The organism is Streptomyces avermitilis MA-4680 = NBRC 14893, from assembly GCF_000009765.2.
GTDB classification, from domain to species: domain Bacteria; phylum Actinomycetota; class Actinomycetes; order Streptomycetales; family Streptomycetaceae; genus Streptomyces; species Streptomyces avermitilis.
Genome location: NC_003155.5, coordinates 8,291,794 through 8,312,976, shown reverse-complemented (window position 1 = coordinate 8,312,976; position 21,183 = coordinate 8,291,794). Strand labels below are relative to the sequence as shown.

The following is a 21,183-nucleotide window of genomic DNA, read 5'->3' as shown; positions in this document are numbered from 1 at the left end:
CAACCGGGGATCGCCCCGGGCGAGGGCCTAGGAGTCGCCATGAGCAACGGAGACATATTCGTCGGTGAGATCATCGGCACCGCGATCCTCATTCTCTTCGGCGCGGGAGTCTGCGCCGCCGTCACACTCAGATACTCGAAAGCACGTGCCTCGGGCTGGGTCGTCATCGCGTTCGGCTGGGGTTTCGGAGTGCTGGCGGGCGCGTACACCGCCGCACCGCTCTCCGGTGGGCACCTCAACCCGGCCGTGACCATCGGGATCGCCATCGACACGGGCACCTGGGGCAAGGTCTGGATCTATCTGCTGGGCCAGCTCGTCGGCGCCGTGCTGGGTGCCGTCCTCGCGTACCTCGTGTACCTCGCCCAGTTCCAGGCGAACGTGCGCAAGGAGGGCACCACGGAGGGCACGGCGGACGAGCCGGTGCCTACGCTCGGCATCTTCTCCACCATCCCGGAGATCCGGAATCCGGTCGCCAACCTGATCACGGAGATCATCGCGACGATCGCTCTCGTCCTGCCGATCCTCGCTTTCGGACTCACCAAGGGGCTCGGTGAGTCCGGTATCACGGTGCTGATCGTCTCGCTGCTCGTCGTCGGCATCGGTCTCTCCCTCGGCGGGCCGACGGGTTACGCCATCAACCCGGCGCGTGACCTCGGCCCCCGTATCGTGCACACCTTCCTGCCGATCCCGAACAAGGGCACCTCCGACTGGGGTTACGCCTGGATCCCGGTCGTCGGCCCGCTGATCGGAGGAGCGCTCGCAGGCCTCATCTACCACGTAGCCTTCTGAAGCGACCAAGGGGTAGCCATGCCGGACAACGCCCAGAAGTACGTCGCCGCCATCGACCAGGGCACCACCTCGAGCCGCTGCATCATCTTCGACCACGGCGGCGCGATCGTCGCCGTCGACCAGCGTGAACACCGCCAGATCTTCCCCAAGCCCGGCTGGGTGGAGCACGACGCCACCGAGATCTGGTCCAAGGTGCAGGCGGTGGTCGCGGGGGCGATCGCCAAGGCCGGACTGCGCGCCGACCAGCTCAGCGCGCTCGGCATCACCAACCAGCGCGAGACGACGGTCCTGTGGGACCGCGCCACCGGCAAGCCCGTGCACAACGCGATCGTGTGGCAGGACACGCGTACGTCCGCGCTCTGCCACGAATTGGGCGGCTCGGACGGGCAGGACCGTTTCCGCGAGCAGACCGGGCTGCCGCTGGCCAGCTACTTCTCCGGGCCCAAGGCGGCCTGGCTGCTCGACAACGTGCCTGGGCTCAGGGCCCGTGCCGAGCGCGGCGAGATCGCCTTCGGCACCATCGACTCCTGGCTCATCTGGAACCTCACGGGCGGCACGGACGGCGGCCGGCACGTCACCGATGTGACCAACGCAGGCCGCACGATGCTGATGAACCTGGAGACGCTCCAGTGGGACCGTTCCATCCTGTCCGCGATGAACGTCCCCGAGGCGGTCCTCCCCGAGATCAGGTCCTCGTCCGAGGTGTACGGGACGGCCGTGGGCCAGCTTTCGGGCGTGCCCGTCGCGTCGGCGCTCGGCGACCAGCAGGCGGCCGTGTTCGGACAGGCCTGCTACGACGTGGGTACGGCGAAGAACACCTACGGCACGGGCAGCTTCCTGCTGCTCAACACCGGCAACCGGCCCGTGCCGTCGAAGAACGGCCTGCTGACGACCATGGGCTACAAGATCGGTGGCGAGGCGCCGGTCTACTGCCTCGAAGGGTCGATCGCGATCACGGGCGCGCTGGTGCAGTGGTTCCGCGACCAACTCGGCATCATCCGTACGGCGGACGAGATCGAGACCCTTGCGGCGAGCGTCGACGACAACGGCGGGGCGTACATCGTGCCCGCGTTCTCCGGCCTGTTCGCGCCGTACTGGCGCTCCGACGCACGCGGTGTCGTCACCGGCCTCACCCGGTACGTCACGAAGGCACACCTGGCGCGCGCGGTACTGGAGGCCACGAGCTGGCAGACGCGTGAGGTCGTCGACGCCATGTACCAGGACTCCGGGGTGCGGATCACCACCCTGAAGGTCGACGGCGGCATGACCAAGAACAATCTGCTGATGCAGCACCAGGCGGATGTGCTCGGCGTGCCGGTCATCCGCCCCAGGGTCTCCGAGACCACCTGCCTGGGCGCCGCCTACGCGGCCGGGCTCGCGACCGGCGTGTGGAACGACCTCGACGAGCTGAAGTCGCACTGGCAGAAGGACGTCGAGTGGACGCCCTCCATGGAGGCGTCGGAGCGCGACCGCGAGTACCACAACTGGCGCAAGGCGGTGGAGAAGAGCTTCGGCTGGCACGAGGAGGACGGCGTGAACTGAGAGGGGCCCGCCGACAGGGCCCCGGCGGAAAGGGACGTGCACACGCGCGTGCGTCCTTCGTGAGCCACGCGCGCGTGCACGGCTGCGGCCCGTACCCCGGTCGGCGGGGGTACGGGCCGTATGCGCGCGTCAGCCGCTCACGGTCTCGCGGCGCTCGGCCGCGTGGGCCATCGCGTGCCGGACGACGTCGATCAGGACCTCCTTGACCGACTCGCGGTCCCGGGCGTCGCACAGCACGACGGGCACGTCGTCGTCGAGGTCGAGGGCCCGGCGGACGTCCTCCACCGGGTAACGGGCGGCCTCTTCAAAGCAGTTGACGCCCATCACGAAGGGGATGGAGCGGCGTTCGAAGTAGTCGACGGCGGCGAAGCAGTCCTCCAGCCGGCGGGTGTCGGCGAGGACGACTGCACCCAGGGCACCGGTGGCGAGTTCGTCCCACAGGAACCAGAAGCGGTCCTGTCCCGGCGTCCCGAAGAGGTACAGCACCAGGTCCTCGCGGAGCGTGATGCGGCCGAAGTCCATGGCGACGGTGGTGGTGTGCTTGCCCTCCACGCCGCTGATGTCGTCGACCGGGCGGCCGGCCTCGGTGAGGACCTCCTCGGTGCGCAGTGGCCTGATCTCGCTGACCGCGCCGACAAGGGTCGTCTTGCCCACGCCGAAGCCGCCGGCCACAAGGATCTTGAGCGTGACGGGCTCGACCGGGGGCTTGCCGCGCTCAGTGCGCCCGAAGATCATCGGTCTCTTCTCCTGCTTGATCGTTGTCGCGCGGCGGTGGGCCGTAGCCCCCGCCGCCGGGGGTTTCGACGACCAGTACGTCGCCGGGGCCGACATCGGCCGTATCACTTCCGCCAAGTTCGGTGACCGTGCCGTCGGCCCGCTCCACACGGTTGGCGCCGAGCGCTCCCGGCTCGCCGCCCGCCATGCCGTAGGGCGGGACCCTGCGGTGCTGGGAGAGCGTGGAGACGGTCATGGGCTCACGGAACCGGATGCGGCGTACGGCGCCGTCTCCGCCACGCCAGCGCCCCGCGCCGCCGCTTCCGTGCCGCACCGCGAACTCGTCGAGTTCGACGGGCAGGCGCCACTCCAGGACCTCGGGGTCGGTGAGCCGCGAGTTGGTCATGTGGGTCTGCACGACGGATGCGCCCGGGAAGCCGTCGCCCGCGCCGGAGCCGGAGGCCACGGTCTCGTAGTACTGGTACTTCTCGTTGCCGAAGGTGACGTTGTTCATCGTGCCGGAGCCCTCGGCCTGCACGCCGAGAGCCGCGTACAGGGCCCCGGTGATCGCCTGGGAGGTCTCGACGTTGCCCGCGACGACCGCGGCCGGCGGCTCGGGGGCGAGCATCGAGCCGGGCGGTACGACGATGTCGAGGGGGCGCAGACAGCCGTCGTTGAGCGGGATGTCGTCGGCGACCAGCGTGCGGAAGACGTACAGGACCGCGGCGTTGACGACCGAGAAGGGAGCGTTGAAGTTGGTGGGGAGCTGCGGCGACGTCCCGGTGAAGTCGACGGTCGCGGAGCGTTTCTCGCGGTCCACCAGGACCCGCACCCGGATCACCGCGCCGGAGTCGGTCTCGTAGGCGAACTCACCGTCTTCAAGGGTGTCGATGACCCGTCGTACGCTGTCTTCGGCGTTGTCCTGGACGTGCTTCATATACGCCTGGACGACGTCGAGGCCGAAGTTCTCGATCATGCGGGCGACTTCGCCGACGCCCTTCTGGTTGGCGGCGATCTGGGCGCGCAGGTCGGCGAGGTTGGTGTTCGGATTACGGGACGGGTAGCGCGCTTCGGTGAGCAGGCTGAGGGTCTCCGCCTCGCGGAAGCGGCCGTCCTCGGCGAGCAGCCAGTCGTCGAAGAGGATGCCCTCCTCCTCGAGGGTGCGGCTGTTCGCGGGCATGGAGCCGGGCGCGATGCCGCCGATCTCCGCGTGGTGGCCGCGCGAAGCGACGTAGAAGAGCACCCGCTCGCCCTCCGTGTCGAACACCGGAGTGATGACGGTGACGTCGGGCAGGTGGGTGCCGCCGTGGTACGGGTCGTTGACCGCGTAGGTGTCCCCGGGACGCATGCCGTCGCCGCGCCGTCGGATGACCTCCTTGACGCTGGTGCCCATCGAGCCCAGGTGGACCGGGATGTGCGGGGCGTTGGCGACCAGGCTGCCGTCCGGGTCGAAGAGCGCGCAGGAGAAGTCCAGGCGCTCCTTGATGTTCACCGACTGGGCGGTGGACTCCAGGCGCGCGCCCATCTGTTCGGCGATGGACATGAAGAGGTTGTTGAAGACCTCCAGGAGAACCGGGTCCGCCTCCGTGCCGAGATCGGAACTCTCCGTAACCGCCACCCGTTCCATGATCAGGTGGCCGTCGCCCGTGATGACCGCCTGCCAGCCGTCGTCGACGACTGTGGTGGCGCCGGCCTCGGCGATGACCGCCGGTCCGGTCACGGTCTCGCTCGGCGGCAGTGCCTCACGGCGGTGCAGGGGCACGTCGCGCCAGGCGCCGCCGGTGTGCAGGCTGACCGTCTCAGGGGTGGCGGAGCGGCCCTCGAATGCGGCGAGGGCGGAGAGATCGGGGGGTTCGGTGAGACCGGTGGCTTCCACGGAGAGGGCTTCGACGACGACCGGGCGGTCGAGGGTGAAGGAGTAGGTGGCGCGATGGCGTTCTTCGAAGGCGCGGATCATGGTGTCGGGCTCGGTCAGCTCGACGGTGAGTGCGGTGTCCGTACCGTCGTAGCGGAGCTGTGCCCTGCGGGTGACCCGGATGCGGTCCTCGGGGACGTCCTCGGCGAGGAGTTCGGCCCGGGTGGCGCCCTCCAGGTCGTCGGCTGTCTTCAGGATGTGCGGCATCGAGGCCCGCTCCAGGGGCGCCTCCACGGACTGCTCACGCATGGCCGTGGTGTCGGCGAGCCCGATGCCGAGGGCGGAGAGGACGCCTGCCATGGGCGGTACGAGGACCGTGTGGATGCCGAGCGAGTCGGCCACCCTGCACGCGTGCTGGCCGCCCGCTCCACCGAAGGTGGTGAGCGCGTACCGGGTGACGTCATGGCCCTTCTGGACGGAGATCCGCTTCACGGCGTTGGCGATGTTGGCGACGGCGATCTGCAGGTAGCCCTCGGCGACCTGCTCGGGTGTGCGGTCGTCGCCCGTCCTGTCGCGGATGTCGCGCGCGAGGGCGGCGAAGCGCTCGCGGACCAGTCCGGCGTCCAGGGGCTGGTCGCCCCGGGGTCCGAACACACGCGGGAAATGGGCGGGTTGGATGCGGCCGAGCGCCACGTTGGCGTCGGTGACGGTGAGCGGACCGCCGCCCCGGTAGCAGGCGGGGCCCGGGGCGGCACCCGCGGAGTCGGGGCCGACGCGGTAGCGGGAGCCGTCGAAGTGGAGGACGGAACCGCCGCCGGCCGCCACCGTGTGGATGTCCAGCATGGGTGCACGCAGCCGGACCCCGGCGAGCTGCGTGGTGAAGACCCGTTCGTACTCGCCCGCGAAGTGCGAGACGTCGGTGGAGGTGCCGCCCATGTCGAACCCGATGACCCGTTCGAAGCCGGCGAGCTGCGACATACGGGCCATGCCGACGATGCCGCCCGCGGGCCCGGACAGGATGGCGTCCTTGCCGCGGAACTGACCGGCTTCGGCGAGGCCTCCGTTGGACTGCATGAACATCAGCCGCACGCCGTGGAGTTCGCCGGCGACGTGCTGGACGTAGCGGCGCAGCACGGGCGAGAGGTAGGCGTCGACGACGGCCGTGTCCCCGCGCGGGATCAGCTTCATCAGGGGGCTGACCTCGCTGGAGAGCGAGATCTGCGGGAAGCCGACGCGGGCGGCGAGCGTGCCGATGGCCTGTTCGTGGGCGGGGTGGAGGTGACTGTGCATACAGACCACGGCGATCGCGCGGATCCCGTCGTCGTACGCCTGCTGGAGCGGCCCGGCCAGGGCGTCCAGGTCGGGGGCGCGCAGGACCGTGCCGTCGGCGGCGATCCGTTCGTCCGCCTCGACGACGCACTCGTACAACAGTTCGGGCAGTTCGATTTGGCGGGCGAAGATGTGCGGGCGGTTCTGGTAGGCGATGCGCAGGGCGTCGCGGAAGCCGCGGGTGACGACCAGGAGGGTGCGTTCGCCCTTGCGCTCCAGGAGGGCGTTGGTGGCGACGGTCGTGCCCATGCGGACGGCATCGATCCGCGCGCCGTCCTCGAGGAGTTCCCGCACGCCCGCGACGGCCGCGTCCGCGTATCTCGCCGGGTTGTCCGAGAGGAGCTTGTGCGTGAGCAGGCGGCCGTCCGGGCGCCGCGCGACGATGTCGGTGAAGGTGCCGCCTCGGTCGACCCAGAACTGCCAGCCTGTCACGTCTGTTCCCCGCTTCCGCGCTGTTCAGAGCGCCCGGAGGCCGCTGATCACGTCGCGCAGAATACTCTCGTCGACGAGCTCGGCCGGGGGTACGGGACGTGTCACATGGACGAGTTCCTCGTCCACGAGGTCCCCGATGAGGACACGTACCACTCCGATGGGGAGATCGAGTTCCGCGGCGAGCTCGGCGACCGACTGGGGGGTGTGACGGCAGAGTCCGACGATGTCCACATGCTCCGGGGACAGCATGTGGTCCGCCTCGGGTTCGTCCGCGTGCGATTCCGCGACGACCACCGCGATCAGGTCGAGGCGGTGCTGGGCCGCATGGCTGGTGCGGCCCCGCGTCATGGCGTACGGACGGACCACCGGTCCGGCGTCGTCGTCGAACCAGTGGCTTCTTCCCTGACCGTCTCCGCTCATGCTGTCCCACTACCCGCCCGAGGGCAGATCGGTGCGCGGAGCGGACCCCAGATGTACGCCGACCCGCTTGACCAGGAGCGTCATCTCGTACGCGACCTGACCGATGTCGGCATCCGCGTCCGCCAGCACGGCGAGGCAACTGCCGTCGCCGGCGGCCGTGACGAACAGGAAGGCCTCGTCGAGTTCGACGACGGTCTGGCGGACGCTGCCCGCCTCGAAGTGGCGGCCGACGCCCTTGGCGAGACTGTGGAATCCGGAGGCAACGGCGGCGAGGTGCTCGCTGTCCTCGCGGCTCAGGTCCTTGGAGACGCCGGTGGGCAAGCCGTCGCCGGAGAGCACGAGCGCCTTGTGGATGCTGGCGACGCGCTCCACCAGGTCGTCGAGGAGCCAGTTCAGCTCCCCCGACGCCGTGCTGCTCGCGGTGGGCCCTGCGGCCTTCGGTGCGGTCATCGACCGTCCCCCCTTGTCGTTCCTCGTACTGAGCCGTCCTGGGCATCGTCGCCCACGGCGTTCTCCTCGCGGCCGCGCTGCCAGCCCCGCTGGAGCGAGGCCATCCGGCTGCGTACCTCGTCGGCGTCGCGCTCGGCGAGGTCCGCCCGGCTCGCGGTGCGGGCCTTGTCGCGTTCGGCGCGCCGCTCGGGGCCGTCCTTCAGCTGCGGGGCCAGGCTGGCCTGTCGTACGCGCCGGGGCAGCGGCCCCGCACCCGATTCTGCCTTCCCTGCCGCGGCCCCGAGACGCGGGGTGGTCTCCTCCGTGCCGGCGGAGGGGCGGCTTCGGCGTCGCTGGGGGAGGGCGGGAGCGTCGCTGCGCTCGCCCTGCGGGCGGTTCGGGATCTCGCGGTCGCCGCGCGGGCGTTTCGAGGACTCACGCCGGTCGGCCAGGCGGGCTGCCGACGGCTTCGACCTGCGTTCGTCGAACGCGGCCACGCCCGGTTCCATCGGGTCCATGCCCTCCACGGGCCCCTCGTCCGCTCCCGCGCTCCTGGACCGTGTCCCCGTGACCGGGCGGCCGTGCGAGCTGACGAGCTTGGGGGTCCGGCGTCGGGGCAGCGGAACCGGGGCATCGGGGTGGTCGGTGTCGCCCGAGCGGCCCGGCTCGCCGCGGCCGTCGCGGGGCTGCTGATGCTGCGGGCCGGGGACGCCGGCGATGGAGGGCCGGGGCCGGAACAGGCCGCCGCGTTCGCTGTCCTCGTCGCTCAGGGCGCCGGGGAAGTCGTCGAGGGCGTCCAGGTCGACCGGTGCCTCCAGCTCGACGGGCCCGTCCAGGATCGACGTGGGCAGGCCGAGGAACTGCACGGGCACCTGGGAGAGCGCCGCCGTGCGGTCCTCGTCCAGCGCCGGCTCCTTGGCGGGGAGCGCGCGGTCGAGGCGGAATCCGATGCCGTTGGTGTCGGGCACGTCGTCGGTGAGCAGCGCGTCGGGGATGAAGACGACGGCGGTGGTGCCGCCGTAGGGGGAGGGTTGCAGTGAGACCCGGACGTTCTGCCGCTGGGCGAGCCGGCTGACCACGAAGAGGCCGAGCCGGTCGGTGTCGGAGAGTTCGAACTCCGGGGTCTCGGCGAGCCGCAGGTTGGCGTCGAGGAGGGCCTCGGCCGCCATACCGAGTCCGCGGTCGTGGATCTCCAGGGTGAAGCCGTTGGCGACGCGCTCGCCGATGACCTGGACGGCGGTGTGCGGGGGCGAGAACACCGTGGCGTTCTCCAGGAGTTCGGCCACGAGGTGGGTCAGGTCGGCGACCGCGGGGCCGGTGATGGCGACGCGGGGCAGCCGGCGTACCTCGATGCGCTCGTAGTCCTCGACCTCGGCGACGGCGGCGCGGACGACGTCCATGAGCTGGATGGGTTTGCGCCACTGCCGGGAGGGGGCGGCGCCGGACAGGATGACCAGGCCCTCGGCGTGCCGGCGCATGCGCGTGGTCAGGTGGTCGAGGCGGAACAGGTCGGCGAGTTCGTCGGTGTCCTCGGTCCTGCGCTCCATGGTGTCGAGCAGGGTGAGCTGCTTGTGCAGCAGGACCTGGCTGCGGCGGGCGAGGTTGACGAAGACCTCGGAGACGCCTTCGCGCAGCTCGGCCTGTTTGACGGCGGCTTCGACGGCGGCGCGCTGGAGGGTGTTGAGGGCCTGGCCGACCTCGCCGATCTCGTTCTTGTCGTACTCGAGGCGCGGGACTTCGGTCTCGACGTCGACCTGTTCGCCCGCGGACAGACGTCGCATGACGCTGGGCAGCCGCACTCCGGATGCCTCGTGGGCGTCCAGACGCAGCCGGCGCAAGTCGCGGATGAGGCTGCGGCCGATGCGTACGGACATGATCAGGGAGACGAGCAGGGCGATCAGGCCGAGAACGCCCGCGACGGCCGCCTTGGCGATGACGCCGACGGCGACGGGGCGGACGCGGTCCTGGTAGCGGTCGCCCGCCTGGGTGGACATCTCGCCGAGCCGGTCGAGGACTTGACCGGCCGCGCTGTCCCAGTGCTTGGCGCTCACACCGCTGGGGGTGCCGGGGGAGGCATTGATGACGGACTGTTCGGCGACGCGCAGCGGCGCCGTGTCGGCGTTCTTCCAGAAGCGCGTGAAGCGTTCCCGCTCGGAGGAGGGCAGCAGCGGCAGGCTGACGTCGTACATCAGGCTGCGCTGGGCGACGAGGTCGGAGACGTCACGGATCTCGTCGCGGGTGATCCGCCCGGCGACGAGTGCGGAACCCAGCAGGGCGTCCTCGCGGGAGAGCAGCTCATGCGCGCGGGAGACGTTGACGAGGGCACGGCTCTGCTTGTCCATTTCCACGTTGTCGAGGACGTGGAGGTTGGCCAGCAGCGCGTAGCAGGGGTCGACCAGGCGGTTGTAGAGGTCGAGGGCCTGGGAGCGGTTGACGGTGCCGTCGCCGACGCTGCGGCGCAGCGAATCGATTCCGTCCAGGGCGTCCAGGATGGAGGTGAGGCGCTCGGCGGTGGCCTCGCCCGTCTCCTCGCGCAACTTCTCGTCCTTGGCGTTCTTGCGGATCTTCGCCACGGCCTTGTCGGTGGCGGCACGGCTGCGCCTGAGGGCGGAGAGCGCGTCGGAGGCGCGGGGATCGGCGAGGTAGACGAGGGTCTGGCGGCGCTCCTGCTGGAGGACGTGGACGGTGTCCTCGGTGGGGTAGGCGGCCTTCTCCACGATGTACGACACGCTGAACAGCGACTGGGCCGCCCGGCCCGTGAGTACGGTCGCAAAGCACCAGATGGCGGTGAGGGACAACAGCGGCACGAGGAGCAGCGCCACGATCTTCCGGCGGATGGACTTCCCGCGAAAGCGCATGGCCTCCCCCAGCTCGACCCCCGCCGGCCCGGGGGCACACATGTGCGTCAACAAACGGCGTGAGCCTACTACCGACGCACAGGTATCTCGAAGAGCCGGCCGGGCGCACGCCCCGCGTACGGCGAACGGGGCATGGGGAGTTGTCCCGTCATTACGGGAGATTGCCTCCCGGATTCCGGCACTTGGGTTCGGATCGCATCTGGCCGGGAACCCGGGCTCTTGGCCGGAATTTTTCGTTCTGCGGGAATCTTTGCAGTGCGTCGATCGTCTTTCTGTACGGGAATGGGGGGCGGAAACGGCCAGAGGTGCCGTATGCCGCGCCCAGGCGGCGTAAAACAGCGCAAGCCGGGCAGCCACTGGGGAACCGGGGTCTGGGGACACCGGGTTGAAGGGTCTGTCGGCGGTGGGGAGATCGAGTTGATGGGCACGGCGGAGTTGCGCGCGACGACCGGGAACGGCGTCGCGGCGCCCACGGTGGCGCGACCGGACGCCCAGGCACCGGATCGCGACGTTCCGGCGTCCGGACGCCGGTTGCCGGCACAGAAGTCCGAGGCGGCGGACGGGCGGCGCGTTCCATCCGGTGGGCATGACGCGGGCGCCGAGCGGCGCGCCGCGGCGGCCGAGACCGAGGAGGAACAGGGGGCGTATTACCGGGCGTTGTGGGTCGAGGAGCCCGCGCGCCGACGCAGGCTGCCGGATCCGGTGCGTACGGCGGCCGTGCGGGCGGTGCTCATCATCGCCGTGACGCTGATCCAGGCGGTGGTGGCGTTCCTGTGCACGATGGCCGGTTCCTGGCTGGCCTTCCCCATGGTGCTGAGCAGCCTGGTGAGTACGGTCGTGGCGACCTGGGGCGTGCTGGACGTATGGGTGACACACCAGGTGTGGAACCAGCGGAACGGGGTGGTGTCGGCCCCCAGCAGCACGGCACGGGCACTGCGGCGCGAGCGGCGCCGGATACGCCGGCAGACGCGGGTGGCGGAGCGGGCGCAGGAGCGGATACGCCGGCGGGGCGGCAGCGGGCAGTTGTCGCACCCCTAGCAGGGCACCGCTCCCGGGCAGGGCACCACCCACTGGCAGAGGCACCACCCACTGGCAGGGCACCTCTCCTGGCAGAGACACCACTCCCTGGTGCACTGCCAGGAGGGAGACCCCGCGCGGGCCCCGCCTCCTGGTGATGCGGTCGTCACAGCGCCGCCGGCTCCACCGGGTCGGCAGCGCGGGAGAGTTCGCGTCGGGCCCGCATGAAGGGGCGCGGGCGGTCGACGGAGAGCACCGCGGTGGTGCGGCCGTCGCGTTCGTACAGGGCGAGGAGTCCGCCCTCCGCGGGCCCGCCGCGCTCGATCGCGCCCTCGGTGATCCGTACGGTGTCGCCGTCGTGCCGACGCCCCGCGAACTGGATACGCGCGCCGTACTGGTCGGACCAGAAGTAGGGCACCGAGCGGACGGTCTCCGTGGTGCGTCCGGCCAGCAGGTTGCGCACGGCCACCCGGGGCTGCTCGGTGGCCGAGGTCCAGTGCTCGGCGCGGGTGCCGCCGACGCGTGCGACATCTCCGACGGCGACCACCTGCGGCAGGGCGGTCGCACAGCCGTCGTCGCACAGCACGCCGTCGTGCAGGGCGAGCGTGGAGCCCGCGAGCCAGCCTGTGTTGGGGGTGGCTCCTATGCCGACGATGACGCCGTCGGCGGGCAGGAGGCGACCGTCGGAGAGTTCGACGGCCGTGACGCTACGACGCGGACCGGCGGCGCCCGCCCCCTGGTGGCCGCTCCTCTCCGCCCCGGCGCCCGCCCGGCCGCGCAGCCCGGCGACCCCCGTGCCGGTGACGAGGCCGGCACCGCCTCGGCGGTGCAGCGCGGCACACACGGCGGCCATCTCTGCCCCGAGTTGGGGGACGAGGGGCAGCGGGGCGGCCTCGACGACCGTGACGTCGTGGCCGAGTGCCGCGCAGGAGGACGCGGTCTCGGCGCCGATGAAACCGCCGCCGATGACGACGACCCGGCGTGCTCCCCGGGAGAGTTCGTCGCGCAGGGCGCGGGCGTCGTCGAGGGTGCGCAGGGTGTGCACGCCGGAGAGGTCGTCGCCCGGAAGGCGCCGGGCCGAGGCGCCGGTGGCGATGACCACGCCGTCCGTGGACACCGTGCGGCCGTCGTCGAGCAGCACGGTGCGGCCGCGGGGGTCGAGGCCGCGGGCGCGCACGCCGAGCAGCCACTCGGCGCCCAGTTCGGCGGTCTCCTCGGCGTCGGCGAGCGCGAGTCGGTCCTGGTCGGCCCGGCCGGTCAGGAAGTCCTTGGACAAGGGCGGGCGGTCGTACGGCGGGTGGGGTTCCTCCCCGACGATCACGAGTCGTCCGTCGAAGCCCTGGGCACGCAGTTCCCGGGCCGCGTACAACCCGGCCAGCGAGGCCCCGACGACGGTCACGGTCCTCATACGGCACCCTCCCCCGCGCGGGCGCCCCCGGGGCGGACGGCAGAGGCAAGGGTGCACGGGGCGTGGCCGCACAGGGCGCGGGGCGTGGTGCGGGAGCCCGTGGTGCAGGTGCCCGTGGTGCGGGTGGCGGTTGCCGTCGTCATGCGGCGCTTCATGCGGCGTTCCCCTCCTCCAGCGCGAGATGCACGTGGATCACGCCGTCGTCGACCGTGACGCGGTGGGTGCGGACGGCGCGGCGGGCCGGGAGACAGGTCGGCAGGCCGGTGCGGAGATCGAATGAGGCCGCGTGGAGCGGGCATTCGACCAGACAGCCCTCCAGCCAGCCCTCGGACAGAGACGCGTCCTGGTGGGTGCAGGTGTCGTCAATGGCGTACAGCTCGCCGTCGGCGTTGAAGACGGCGATGGGTGGTGTGGTGTCGACACGGACGGACTCGCCCGCGGGGAGGTCTTCAAGGCGGCAGACGGGAATCACGGGCCCCCCTCTCGGTCCGGGACGCGCGGTCCGGGACCTACTTGGTCCAGGCAGTCAGGGACGTGCGGTCAGGGAGTACCGGGACCTTCTTCGGTCCACGCTGTCCGAGACCTTTCGGGTTCCGGACGCTTCGGTAACATGATGTTTCGTATGGCGCACGAGGGAGCGCTATGCGCAACAGAATCCGGGCGGGACGACCGTCGCGTCAAGGGGTTCCCGCAGATGCGGCCCAAACCGGGCCGTCAGGTGGTGAGAGTTGAGCTATGACCCGCACGCAGAAGCAGGCTGAGCGCAGCGACGAGCACTCCGGAAACTCAGCGAAGCAGAACGGCAGGGGCACGGCCAGTGCGGTCCAGTCGGTCGACCGCGCCGTGAGCGTCCTGGAGATCCTCGCCCGGCACGGTGAGGCGGGCGTCACCGAGATCGCCGAGGAACTGGACGTGCACAAGTCCACCGCCTTCCGGCTGCTCGGCGTCCTGGAGAACCGCGGCCTGGTGGCCCAGGCCAAGGACCGCGGGAAGTACTACCTGGGCGCCGGCGTACTACGCCTGGCGGGGGCGGCGGCAGTACGGCTGGACATCTCGCAGGAGGGCGTGCCGGTCTGCCGTGAACTCGCCGACGAGCTGGGCGAGACCGTCAACATCGCGGTCTTCGACGACGACGCGGCGGTCAACATCATGCAGGCCCGCGGCACCGCCTCCGTGACGGCGCAGAACTGGCTGGGCAGACGCACCCCGCTGCACGCCACCTCCAGCGGCAAGGTGCTGCTCGCCCATCTGCCGCCCACCCTGCGCGAGGGCCTGCTCGCGCGCTCGCTGCCGCGCTTCACGGAGCGCACGATCACCGGCGCGACGGTGTTGCGCGGCGAACTGGAGGCGGTGATCGAGCAGGGCTGCGGAGTCACCATCGAGGAGCTGGAGCTGGGCCTTGCCGCCGTGGCCGCCCCGGTCCGCGCCCACGACGGCAAGGTGATCGCGGCGATCAGCGTCTCGGGGCCGGTGTACCGGATGGGCCCGGACCGGCTGCCCGAGCTGACCAAGCGGACGGTGGCGGCCGGCGCCGAGCTGTCCCGGCGGATGGGCTACGGCTTCTGAGGCAGTCCGGGTCATACGGTTCGGGTCATACAGGCCGGGCCATACAGGCCTGGCCATACAGACCGAGCCATACAGGCCTGGCCATACAGGCCGGGTCTACCCGCAACACGGCGCGGGGCCAGGAGGTTCCTGGCCCCGCGCCGCTGTGTGTCGGCGAGATTTCGGCCCGCCCGTTCCTTTTGCCAAGGGTTAACGCGCACCTCTTGACGGCTCCGCGACGGCGTTCTCAATATGTTCCTCATCGCGCAACCCATCGTGCATTGCGCAACAGCAGAGGAGCTTGGTCGTGCCACACGAGGTCCGTGCCGTAGTCGCTGTCAAAAAGGGCGCACCCGTCGAGGTGCAGACGATCGTCGTCCCCGATCCCGGCCCGGGCGAGGTGCTCGTCGCCGTCCAGGCCTGCGGGGTCTGCCACACGGATCTGCACTACCGGGAGGGCGCGATCACCGACGACTTCCCGTTCCTTCTGGGGCATGAGGCGGCCGGCACGGTCGAGGCGGTCGGCGCGGGCGTCACCGACCTGGCCCCCGGCGACTACGTGGTCCTCGCCTGGCGCGCGCCCTGCGGCTCCTGTCGTTCCTGTCGCCGCGGCCGCCCCTGGTACTGCTTCGACTCCCGCAACGCCACCCAGCCGATGACGCTGCTCGACGGCACCCCGCTCAGCAACGCCCTCGGCATCGGGGCCTTCGCCGAGAAGACCCTGGTCGCCGCGGGACAGGCGGTGAAGATCGACCCGGCCGCCCGCCCGGAGGCCGCGGGCCTGATCGGCTGCGGGGTCATGGCCGGATACGGCGCCGCCGTCAACACCGGCAAGGTCGGCCGCGGCGACACGGTCGCCGTGATCGGCTGCGGCGGCGTCGGCAACGCGGCGATCGCGGGCGCGTGCCTCAACGGCGCCATGAAGGTGATCGCCGTCGACATCGACGACAAGAAGCTCGATCAGGCGGAGAAGTTCGGCGCGACCCACACCGTCAACTCCCGTGGTACGGACCCGGTCGAGGCGGTCCGCGCGCTCACCGACGGGTTCGGGGTCGACATCGCCATCGACGCGGTGGGCCGCCCGGAGACGTACAAGCAGGCCTTCTACATGCGCGACCACGCCGGCACGCTGGTCCAGGTCGGGGTCCCCGACCCCGAGATGAAGATCGACCTTCCCCTCATCGACCTGTTCTCGCGCGGCGGCGCCCTCAAGTCGTCCTGGTACGGGGACTGCCTGCCGAGCCGCGACTTCCCGTTCCTCATCGACCAGTACCTGTACGGTCTGCTGGACCTCAACGCCTTCGTCAGTGAGACCATCTCCCTCGAACAGGTCGAGGAGGCGTTCGCGAAGATGCACCGCGGGGAGGTACTTCGGTCGGTGGTGGTCCTGTGACCGCGCGGGGCACCGTACGGGTCGAACGCGTCGTCACCTCCGGCACCTTCAGCCTCGACGGCGACACCTTCGACGTCGACAACAACGTCTGGCTGATCGGCGACGACGAGGAGGTTCTGATCGTCGACGCCGCCCACGACGCCCGTACGATCCACGAGGCCGTCGCCGGCCGTCATGTCACGGCGATCGTCTGCACCCACGCACACGACGACCACATCGACGCGGCGGCCGAGCTCTCCGTCCTGACCGGCGCCCCCGTACTCCTGCACCCCGGCGACAACGAGCTGTGGTCGCTCACCCACCCCGGTCGCAAGCCGGACGGCGAGCTGAGCGACGGCCGAGTCCTGACGGTCGCCGGCATCGAGCTCCAGGTGATCCACAGCCCCGGTCACACCTGGGGCAGTTGCTCGCTCCACGCCCCGTTCCTGAACGCCGTCTTCACCGGCGACACCCTCTTCCACGGCGGCCCCGGCGCCACCGGCCGCTCGTACTCGGACCGGCCCACCATCGAGGCCTCCCTGCGCAACCGGATCCTCACGCTGCCCGGCGGCACCGTCGTACACACCGGGCACGGCGAGGACACGACGATCGCCGCCGAACGGCTCAACGTCCCTGCCGTGTAGGCCGCTTCCCCCAACCCCTGCCATCCCCGCCACCACAAGGAGGGGCATGTCCAGCACGCCCGAAACCCGCCCGCGCGGTCCTCAGGTCGTCATCATCGGCGCCGGCATCGTCGGCTGCTCCCTGGCCGACGAGCTGACCGCCCGCGGCTGGACCGACGTCACCGTCCTCGAGCAGGGACCCCTGCCCGCTCCGGGCGGCTCCACCTCGCACGCGCCGGGCCTGGTGTTCCAGACCGGCCCCTCCAGGATGCTCACGTCGTTCGCCCAGTACACGGTGGAGAAGTTCAACTCCCTCGAGGCGGACGGAGTGCCCTGCTTCGACCCGGTCGGCGGTCTGGAGCTCGCGACCACCCCCGAGCGCCTCGCCGACCTGCACCGCAAGGCCGGCTACGCCGCCTCCTGGGGCGTACGCGGCGAGATCGTGAGCACCGCCCGCTGCAAGGAACTCTGGCCCCTCATCGACGAGTCGGTCGTCCTCGGCGGCTTCCACACCCCCGACGACGGTCTGGCCCGCGCCCTGCTCGCCGCCCGCGCCCAGATGGAGCGGGCCACCAGCCGCGGCGCCGTCTTCCTGGACCGCCACACCGTCACGGGCATCGAGCGGCAGGACGGCAGGGTCACCGCGGTCGTCACCGACCGGGGCACCTTCGCCGCCCACCACGTCGTGTCCGCCGCCGGCTTCTGGGGCCCCGTCATCGGCCGCATGGCCGGAATCGACGTCCCCCTCCAGCCGCTCGCACACCAGTACGCGAAGACTCCGAAGCTCCCCGAACTGGCCGGCGCCACGGCCGAAGCCTCGAAGCCCATCCTCCGCTTCCAGGACCGCGACCTCTACTTCCGCGAGCACACCGACCGTATCGGCATCGGCAGCTACGCCCACCGGCCGCTCACCGTCGACGCGTTCGCGATCCCCGCCTACGACGAGGCGCGCGCGAACGACATGGAGATGCCGTCCTCGTACCCCTTCACCGCGGAGGACTGGGCGCCGAGCTGGGAGGACTGCCGCCGCCTGTTCCCGGCCCTGCGTGACACGGAGATCGAGGAGGGTTTCAACGGCGTCTTCTCCTTCACCCCGGACGGCATGCCGGTACTCGGCGAGTCGCGGGCCCTCAGGGGCTTCTGGCTGGCCGAGGCGGTCTGGGTGACGCACTCCGCCGGTGTCGCCAAGGCGGTCGCCGAGTGGATGGTCGACGGGCGGCCGTCCATCGACGTCCACGAGGCCGACCTCACCCGCTTCGAGGACGCACAGCGCTCGCCGTCGTACGTCAGGGAGCGCGGTGCGCAACAGTTCGTCGAGGTGTACGACATCCTGCACCCCCTCCAGCCGATGGAGCGGCCGCGCCCGCTGCGCGTCAGCCCCTTCCACGCCCGCCAGCAGGCCCTCGGCGCCTGCTTCCTGGAGGGCGGCGGCTGGGAGCGCCCGCACTGGTACGAGGCGAACGCCCCGCTCGTCGACGCCCTCGGCCCGCTCCCCGAGCGCGACGCCTGGTCGGCCCGCTACTGGTCGCCGATCGCGGCGGCCGAGGCGCGGGCGACCCGCGAGAAGGTCGCCCTGTACGACATGACCCCGCTGCGCAGGCTCGAGGTCAGCGGCCCCGGCGCCCTCGACTTCCTGCACCGCATGACCACCAACAACCTCCGCAAGAAGCCCGGCGCGGTCACCTACACCCTGCTCCTGGACCACACGGGCGGCATACGCTCCGACCTCACCGTCGCGCGCCTCGGCCCCGACCGCTTCCAGGTCGGCGCCAACTCCCCCGCCGACCTGGACTGGCTGACCCGGCATGCCCCCGACGGCGTGCACATCCGGGACATCACGTCCGGCACCTGCTGCATCGGCGTCTGGGGCCCGCTCGCCCGCGACCTGGTCCAGCCGCTGACCCGCGACGACTTCTCGCACGAGGGCTTCGGCTACTTCCGCGCGAAGGAGACGTACCTCGGGCACGTCCCGGTGACCGCGATGCGGCTGAGTTACGTCGGTGAGCTGGGCTGGGAGCTGTACACCACGGCCGACCTGGGCCTGCGGCTCTGGGACACGCTGTGGGAGGCGGGCCGGAAGCACGGCGTGATCGCGGCCGGGCGCTCGGCCTTCAACTCCCTCCGTCTGGAGAAGGGGTACCGCGCCTGGGGCACCGACATGACCGACGAGCACGACCCTTTCGAGGCGGGCGTCGGCTTCGCGGTGCGCATGGACAAGGAGTTCGTGGGCCGGGAGGCGCTCGACGCGGCCGCGCCCCCGACGCGCAGGCTGACCCCGCTCCTCCTCGACGACCCCGCCGCCAACGTCCTCGGCAAGGAGCCGGTGTACGTCGACGGCGTCCCGTCCGGCTATGTCACCAGCGCCTCGTACGGCTACACGCTGGGCCGCTGCGTCGCGTACGCCTGGCTGCCGCCGCTCGCGACCGGCACGGGCGTGCACATCGAGTACTTCGGCGAGAAGGTCCCCGCGACCGTCGCCGAAGAGCCGCTCTTCGACCCCAAGATGACCCGCATCCGCCGATAGGAGACGCCCGTGTCCCCCACGTATGACGTGATCGTGATCGGTCTCGGCGGCATGGGCAGCGCCGCCGCCCATCATCTGTCCGCGCGCGGCGCCCGCGTGCTCGGCCTGGAGAAGTTCGGCCCGGTCCACAACCGCGGCTCCAGCCACGGCGGTTCGCGCATCACCCGGCAGTCGTACTTCGAGGACCCGGCGTACGTACCGCTGCTGCTGCGCTCGTACGAGTTGTACGAGGAGGTGGAGCGGTCGACCGGGCGCGAGGTCGCCACCCTCAGCGGCGGCGTGATGGTCGGCCGCCCCGACTCGCTGACCGTCGCCGGTTCACTGCGCTCGGCCACCCAGTGGGACCTGCCCCACGAGATGCTCGACGCGAAGGAGATCCGCCGCCGCTTCCCGACGCTGAACCCGAGCAACGACGAGGTGGCGCTCTACGAGAAGAAGGCCGGCCTGGTCCGCCCCGAGAACATGGTCGCCGCGCACCTCCAGCTGGCCACCCGGCAGGGTGCGGAGCTGCACTTCGAGGAGCCGATGACGCGCTGGGAGCCGTACCGGGACGGCGTACGCGTCCACACGGCCGAGAACACCTACACGGCGGGCCAGTTGGTGATCTGCCCGGGTGCGTGGGCGCCGCAGCTGCTCACGGATCTCGGAGTGCCGTTCACCATCGAGCGGCAGGTCATGTACTGGTTCCAGCCGAGGCACGGCGTGGGGCCCTTCCGCCCCGAGAACCACCCGATCTACATCTGGGAGGACGCCGAAGGAGTCCAGGTCTACGGCTTCCCGTCGATCGACGGGCCGGACCTCGGCGCCAAGGTCGCCTTCTTCCGCAAGGGCGTGGTCTGCACTCCGGAGACGATCGACCGGACCGTGCACGACCACGAGGTCCAGGCCATGGCGGACCATATGTCCCGCTGCATCCCGGATCTGCCCGGCACCTTCCTCAAGGCCGCCACCTGCATGTACTCCAACACCCCCGACGAGCACTTCGTCATCGCCCGCCACCCCGCGCACCCGGACTCCGTGACCGTGGCCTGCGGGTTCTCCGGGCACGGCTTCAAATTCGTGCCGGTGGTCGGAGAGATCGTCGCCGACCTCGCCCTGACCGGCACCACCGCCCATCCGATCGGGCTGTTCGACCCCCGCCGCCTCGCCGCCGCGCCCGCCTGAGGAGTACGCACGTGACGACGACCCCCGTCTCCCCCCTCTCCGCCCTCCCGCCGAGCCTCCTGGCGACGCTGCCGGGGCACTACTACACCGACCCGGAGATCTTCCGGCAGGAGCAGGCCGACCTGTTCGAGTCGATGTGGTTCTGCGCGGTCCGCGGCGCCGACCTGGGCAGGCCCGGCGCCTTCCGCACCGTCCAGGTCGGCCGGGAGAACGTCCTGATCACCCGCTCGCGCACCGGTGAGCTGCGCGCCTTCCTCAACATCTGCCGCCACCGCGGCGCCCGGCTGTGCACGGAGGAGTCCGGCGAGGTCCGCCGCAACCTCCAGTGCCCGTATCACGCCTGGACCTACGACCTGGACGGCAAGCTGGTCGCCGCGCCCAACCTGGTCCGGATGCCGGACGTGGACCGGGTCGAGTACGGCCTGGTCAAGGTCGCGCTGCGCGAGTGGCTCGGCTACGCCTGGGTGTGCCTGGCCGACGAGCCGCCCTCCTTCGAGGAGACGGTGATGGGCGCGGCCGTGGAACGGCTCGGCGACGCGGCGGCCATCGAGCACTACGGCACCGAGAACCTCGCCCTCGGCAAGCGCATCACCTACGACGTGCGAGCGAACTGGAAGCTGATCGTCGAGAACTTCATGGAGTGCTATCACTGCGCGACGATCCACCCCGAACTCACCGACGTCCTCCCGGAGTTCGCCGAGGGCTACGCCGCGCAGTACTACGTCGGGCACGGTGCCGAGTTCGGCCAGGACGTCAAGGGGTTCACGGTCGACGGCAGCGAGGGCTTCGCGAAGCTGCCCGCCGTCGACGACGACCAGGACCGCCGCTACTACGCGATCACCGTGAAGCCGACGGTGTTCATCAATCTCGTCCCGGACCATGTGATCCTGCACCGCATGTTCCCGCTCGCCGAGGACCGCACGATCGTCGAGTGCGACTGGCTGTACGCTCCGGAGGTCGTCGAGTCCGGCGCCGACGTGTCCAAGTCGGTCGAGCTGTTCCACCGGGTGAACGTGCAGGACTTCGACGCCTGTGAACGGACGCAGCCGGCCATGGCGTCGCGGGCGTACCGGAAGGGTGGTGTGCTGGTGCCCACCGAGCACCACATCGGGATCTTCCACGAGTGGCTGCTCGGGCAGCTGGGAGGCGACCATGCCTGACC

At 70.9% G+C, this 21,183-nt stretch carries 17 protein-coding genes; 9 read left to right on the top strand and 8 right to left on the bottom strand.

Going from position 1 to position 21,183, the window contains the following annotated elements; genetic code table 11:
- Positions 1-39: 39 nt before the first annotated feature.
- Positions 40-789: an MIP/aquaporin family protein gene (locus SAVERM_RS35770; RefSeq protein WP_010988361.1), complete on the top strand. Its 750-nt coding sequence runs from the start codon at positions 40-42 to the stop codon at positions 787-789.
- An 18-nt stretch (positions 790-807) separates the two neighbouring features.
- Entirely contained in the window at positions 808-2,331 is a 1,524-nt protein-coding gene (glpK, locus tag SAVERM_RS35765) for a glycerol kinase GlpK (protein ID WP_010988360.1), read from the top strand.
- A 129-nt stretch (positions 2,332-2,460) separates the two neighbouring features.
- On the opposite strand, the gene SAVERM_RS35760 is transcribed toward glpK, so the two are convergent.
- The 5 genes from SAVERM_RS35760 to SAVERM_RS35740 are packed head-to-tail and all read right to left on the bottom strand — an operon-like array spanning position 2,461 to position 10,368.
- Complete coding sequence (locus SAVERM_RS35760) at positions 2,461-3,066, bottom strand: GTP-binding protein (protein ID WP_010988359.1); 606 nt, start codon at positions 3,064-3,066, stop codon at positions 2,461-2,463.
- Positions 3,047-6,661 carry a hydantoinase B/oxoprolinase family protein gene (locus tag SAVERM_RS35755; protein ID WP_010988358.1) on the bottom strand — a complete coding sequence of 1,205 codons (3,615 nt, stop codon included), beginning with the start codon at positions 6,659-6,661 and terminating at the stop codon, positions 3,047-3,049. Before SAVERM_RS35755 ends, SAVERM_RS35760 begins: the two co-directional genes overlap by 20 nt.
- Positions 6,662-6,685: 24 nt before the next feature.
- The gene (locus SAVERM_RS35750) at positions 6,686-7,081 is read right to left on the bottom strand and encodes a DUF742 domain-containing protein (protein ID WP_010988357.1); all 396 of its coding nucleotides are present in this window, start codon (positions 7,079-7,081) and stop codon (positions 6,686-6,688) included.
- 9 nt (positions 7,082-7,090) lie between these two features.
- Positions 7,091-7,531 (bottom strand): roadblock/LC7 domain-containing protein, encoded by a 441-nt coding sequence (locus tag SAVERM_RS35745; RefSeq protein WP_010988356.1) that lies wholly within the window; start codon positions 7,529-7,531, stop codon positions 7,091-7,093.
- Positions 7,528-10,368, bottom strand: coding sequence for a sensor histidine kinase (locus tag SAVERM_RS35740; RefSeq protein ID WP_010988355.1), 2,841 nt, complete (start codon positions 10,366-10,368; stop codon positions 7,528-7,530). The genes SAVERM_RS35745 and SAVERM_RS35740 overlap by 4 nt, the downstream gene beginning before the upstream one ends.
- 420 nt (positions 10,369-10,788) lie before the next feature.
- On the opposite strand from SAVERM_RS35740, the gene SAVERM_RS35735 reads away from it, so the two are divergent.
- Complete coding sequence (locus SAVERM_RS35735; protein ID WP_010988354.1) at positions 10,789-11,406, top strand: hypothetical protein; 618 nt, start codon at positions 10,789-10,791, stop codon at positions 11,404-11,406.
- Between the two features lie 145 nt (positions 11,407-11,551).
- On the opposite strand, the gene SAVERM_RS35730 is transcribed toward SAVERM_RS35735, so the two are convergent.
- Genes SAVERM_RS35730 through SAVERM_RS35725 form a run of 3 tightly spaced genes read right to left on the bottom strand, consistent with a single transcriptional unit; the run spans position 11,552 to position 13,265 of the window.
- A complete protein-coding gene (locus SAVERM_RS35730; protein WP_010988353.1) occupies positions 11,552-12,793 on the bottom strand; it encodes an NAD(P)/FAD-dependent oxidoreductase in 1,242 nt (413 codons plus the stop codon).
- Positions 12,790-12,936, bottom strand: coding sequence for a hypothetical protein (locus SAVERM_RS42850; protein WP_154696741.1), 147 nt, complete (start codon positions 12,934-12,936; stop codon positions 12,790-12,792). The genes SAVERM_RS35730 and SAVERM_RS42850 overlap by 4 nt, the downstream gene beginning before the upstream one ends.
- Positions 12,937-12,944: 8 nt before the next feature.
- Positions 12,945-13,265: a bifunctional 3-phenylpropionate/cinnamic acid dioxygenase ferredoxin subunit gene (locus SAVERM_RS35725; protein WP_010988352.1), complete on the bottom strand. Its 321-nt coding sequence runs from the start codon at positions 13,263-13,265 to the stop codon at positions 12,945-12,947.
- Between the two features lie 263 nt (positions 13,266-13,528).
- Here SAVERM_RS35725 and SAVERM_RS35720 point away from each other — a divergent pair, with 263 nt between their 5' ends.
- The 6 genes from SAVERM_RS35720 to SAVERM_RS35695 all read left to right on the top strand — a co-directional run bounded on the left by SAVERM_RS35720 (position 13,529) and on the right by SAVERM_RS35695 (position 21,181).
- Complete coding sequence (locus SAVERM_RS35720) at positions 13,529-14,359, top strand: IclR family transcriptional regulator (protein WP_010988351.1); 831 nt, start codon at positions 13,529-13,531, stop codon at positions 14,357-14,359.
- A gap of 286 nt (positions 14,360-14,645) precedes the next feature.
- Entirely contained in the window at positions 14,646-15,731 is a 1,086-nt protein-coding gene (locus SAVERM_RS35715; RefSeq protein ID WP_037646610.1) for an S-(hydroxymethyl)mycothiol dehydrogenase, read from the top strand.
- Positions 15,728-16,354 (top strand): MBL fold metallo-hydrolase, encoded by a 627-nt coding sequence (locus SAVERM_RS35710; RefSeq protein WP_010988349.1) that lies wholly within the window; start codon positions 15,728-15,730, stop codon positions 16,352-16,354. The genes SAVERM_RS35715 and SAVERM_RS35710 overlap by 4 nt, the downstream gene beginning before the upstream one ends.
- A gap of 46 nt (positions 16,355-16,400) precedes the next feature.
- Complete coding sequence (locus SAVERM_RS35705) at positions 16,401-18,857, top strand: GcvT family protein (RefSeq protein ID WP_010988348.1); 2,457 nt, start codon at positions 16,401-16,403, stop codon at positions 18,855-18,857.
- Positions 18,858-18,866: 9 nt separating this feature from the next.
- A complete protein-coding gene (gene solA, locus SAVERM_RS35700) occupies positions 18,867-20,021 on the top strand; it encodes an N-methyl-L-tryptophan oxidase (protein WP_010988347.1) in 1,155 nt (384 codons plus the stop codon).
- Positions 20,022-20,032: 11 nt separating this feature from the next.
- Complete coding sequence (locus tag SAVERM_RS35695; protein ID WP_010988346.1) at positions 20,033-21,181, top strand: aromatic ring-hydroxylating oxygenase subunit alpha; 1,149 nt, start codon at positions 20,033-20,035, stop codon at positions 21,179-21,181.
- Positions 21,182-21,183 lie beyond the last annotated feature (2 nt).

What these genes read in the sequence shown, in the direction of transcription:
- SAVERM_RS35730 (WP_010988353.1), bottom strand. Translation starts at nt 12,793, where the DNA reads ATGAGGACCGTGACCGTCGTCGGGGCCTCGCTGGCCGGGTTGTACGCG.
- SAVERM_RS35740 (WP_010988355.1), bottom strand. Translation starts at nt 10,368, where the DNA reads ATGCGCTTTCGCGGGAAGTCCATCCGCCGGAAGATCGTGGCGCTGCTC.
- SAVERM_RS35720 (WP_010988351.1), top strand. Translation starts at nt 13,529, where the DNA reads ATGACCCGCACGCAGAAGCAGGCTGAGCGCAGCGACGAGCACTCCGGA.
- SAVERM_RS35770 (WP_010988361.1), top strand. Translation starts at nt 40, where the DNA reads ATGAGCAACGGAGACATATTCGTCGGTGAGATCATCGGCACCGCGATC.
- SAVERM_RS35705 (WP_010988348.1), top strand. Translation starts at nt 16,401, where the DNA reads ATGTCCAGCACGCCCGAAACCCGCCCGCGCGGTCCTCAGGTCGTCATC.
- SAVERM_RS35735 (WP_010988354.1), top strand. Translation starts at nt 10,789, where the DNA reads ATGGGCACGGCGGAGTTGCGCGCGACGACCGGGAACGGCGTCGCGGCG.
- glpK (WP_010988360.1), top strand. Translation starts at nt 808, where the DNA reads ATGCCGGACAACGCCCAGAAGTACGTCGCCGCCATCGACCAGGGCACC.
- SAVERM_RS35760 (WP_010988359.1), bottom strand. Translation starts at nt 3,066, where the DNA reads ATGATCTTCGGGCGCACTGAGCGCGGCAAGCCCCCGGTCGAGCCCGTC.
- SAVERM_RS35745 (WP_010988356.1), bottom strand. Translation starts at nt 7,531, where the DNA reads ATGACCGCACCGAAGGCCGCAGGGCCCACCGCGAGCAGCACGGCGTCG.
- SAVERM_RS42850 (WP_154696741.1), bottom strand. Translation starts at nt 12,936, where the DNA reads ATGACGACGGCAACCGCCACCCGCACCACGGGCACCTGCACCACGGGC.
- SAVERM_RS35750 (WP_010988357.1), bottom strand. Translation starts at nt 7,081, where the DNA reads ATGAGCGGAGACGGTCAGGGAAGAAGCCACTGGTTCGACGACGACGCC.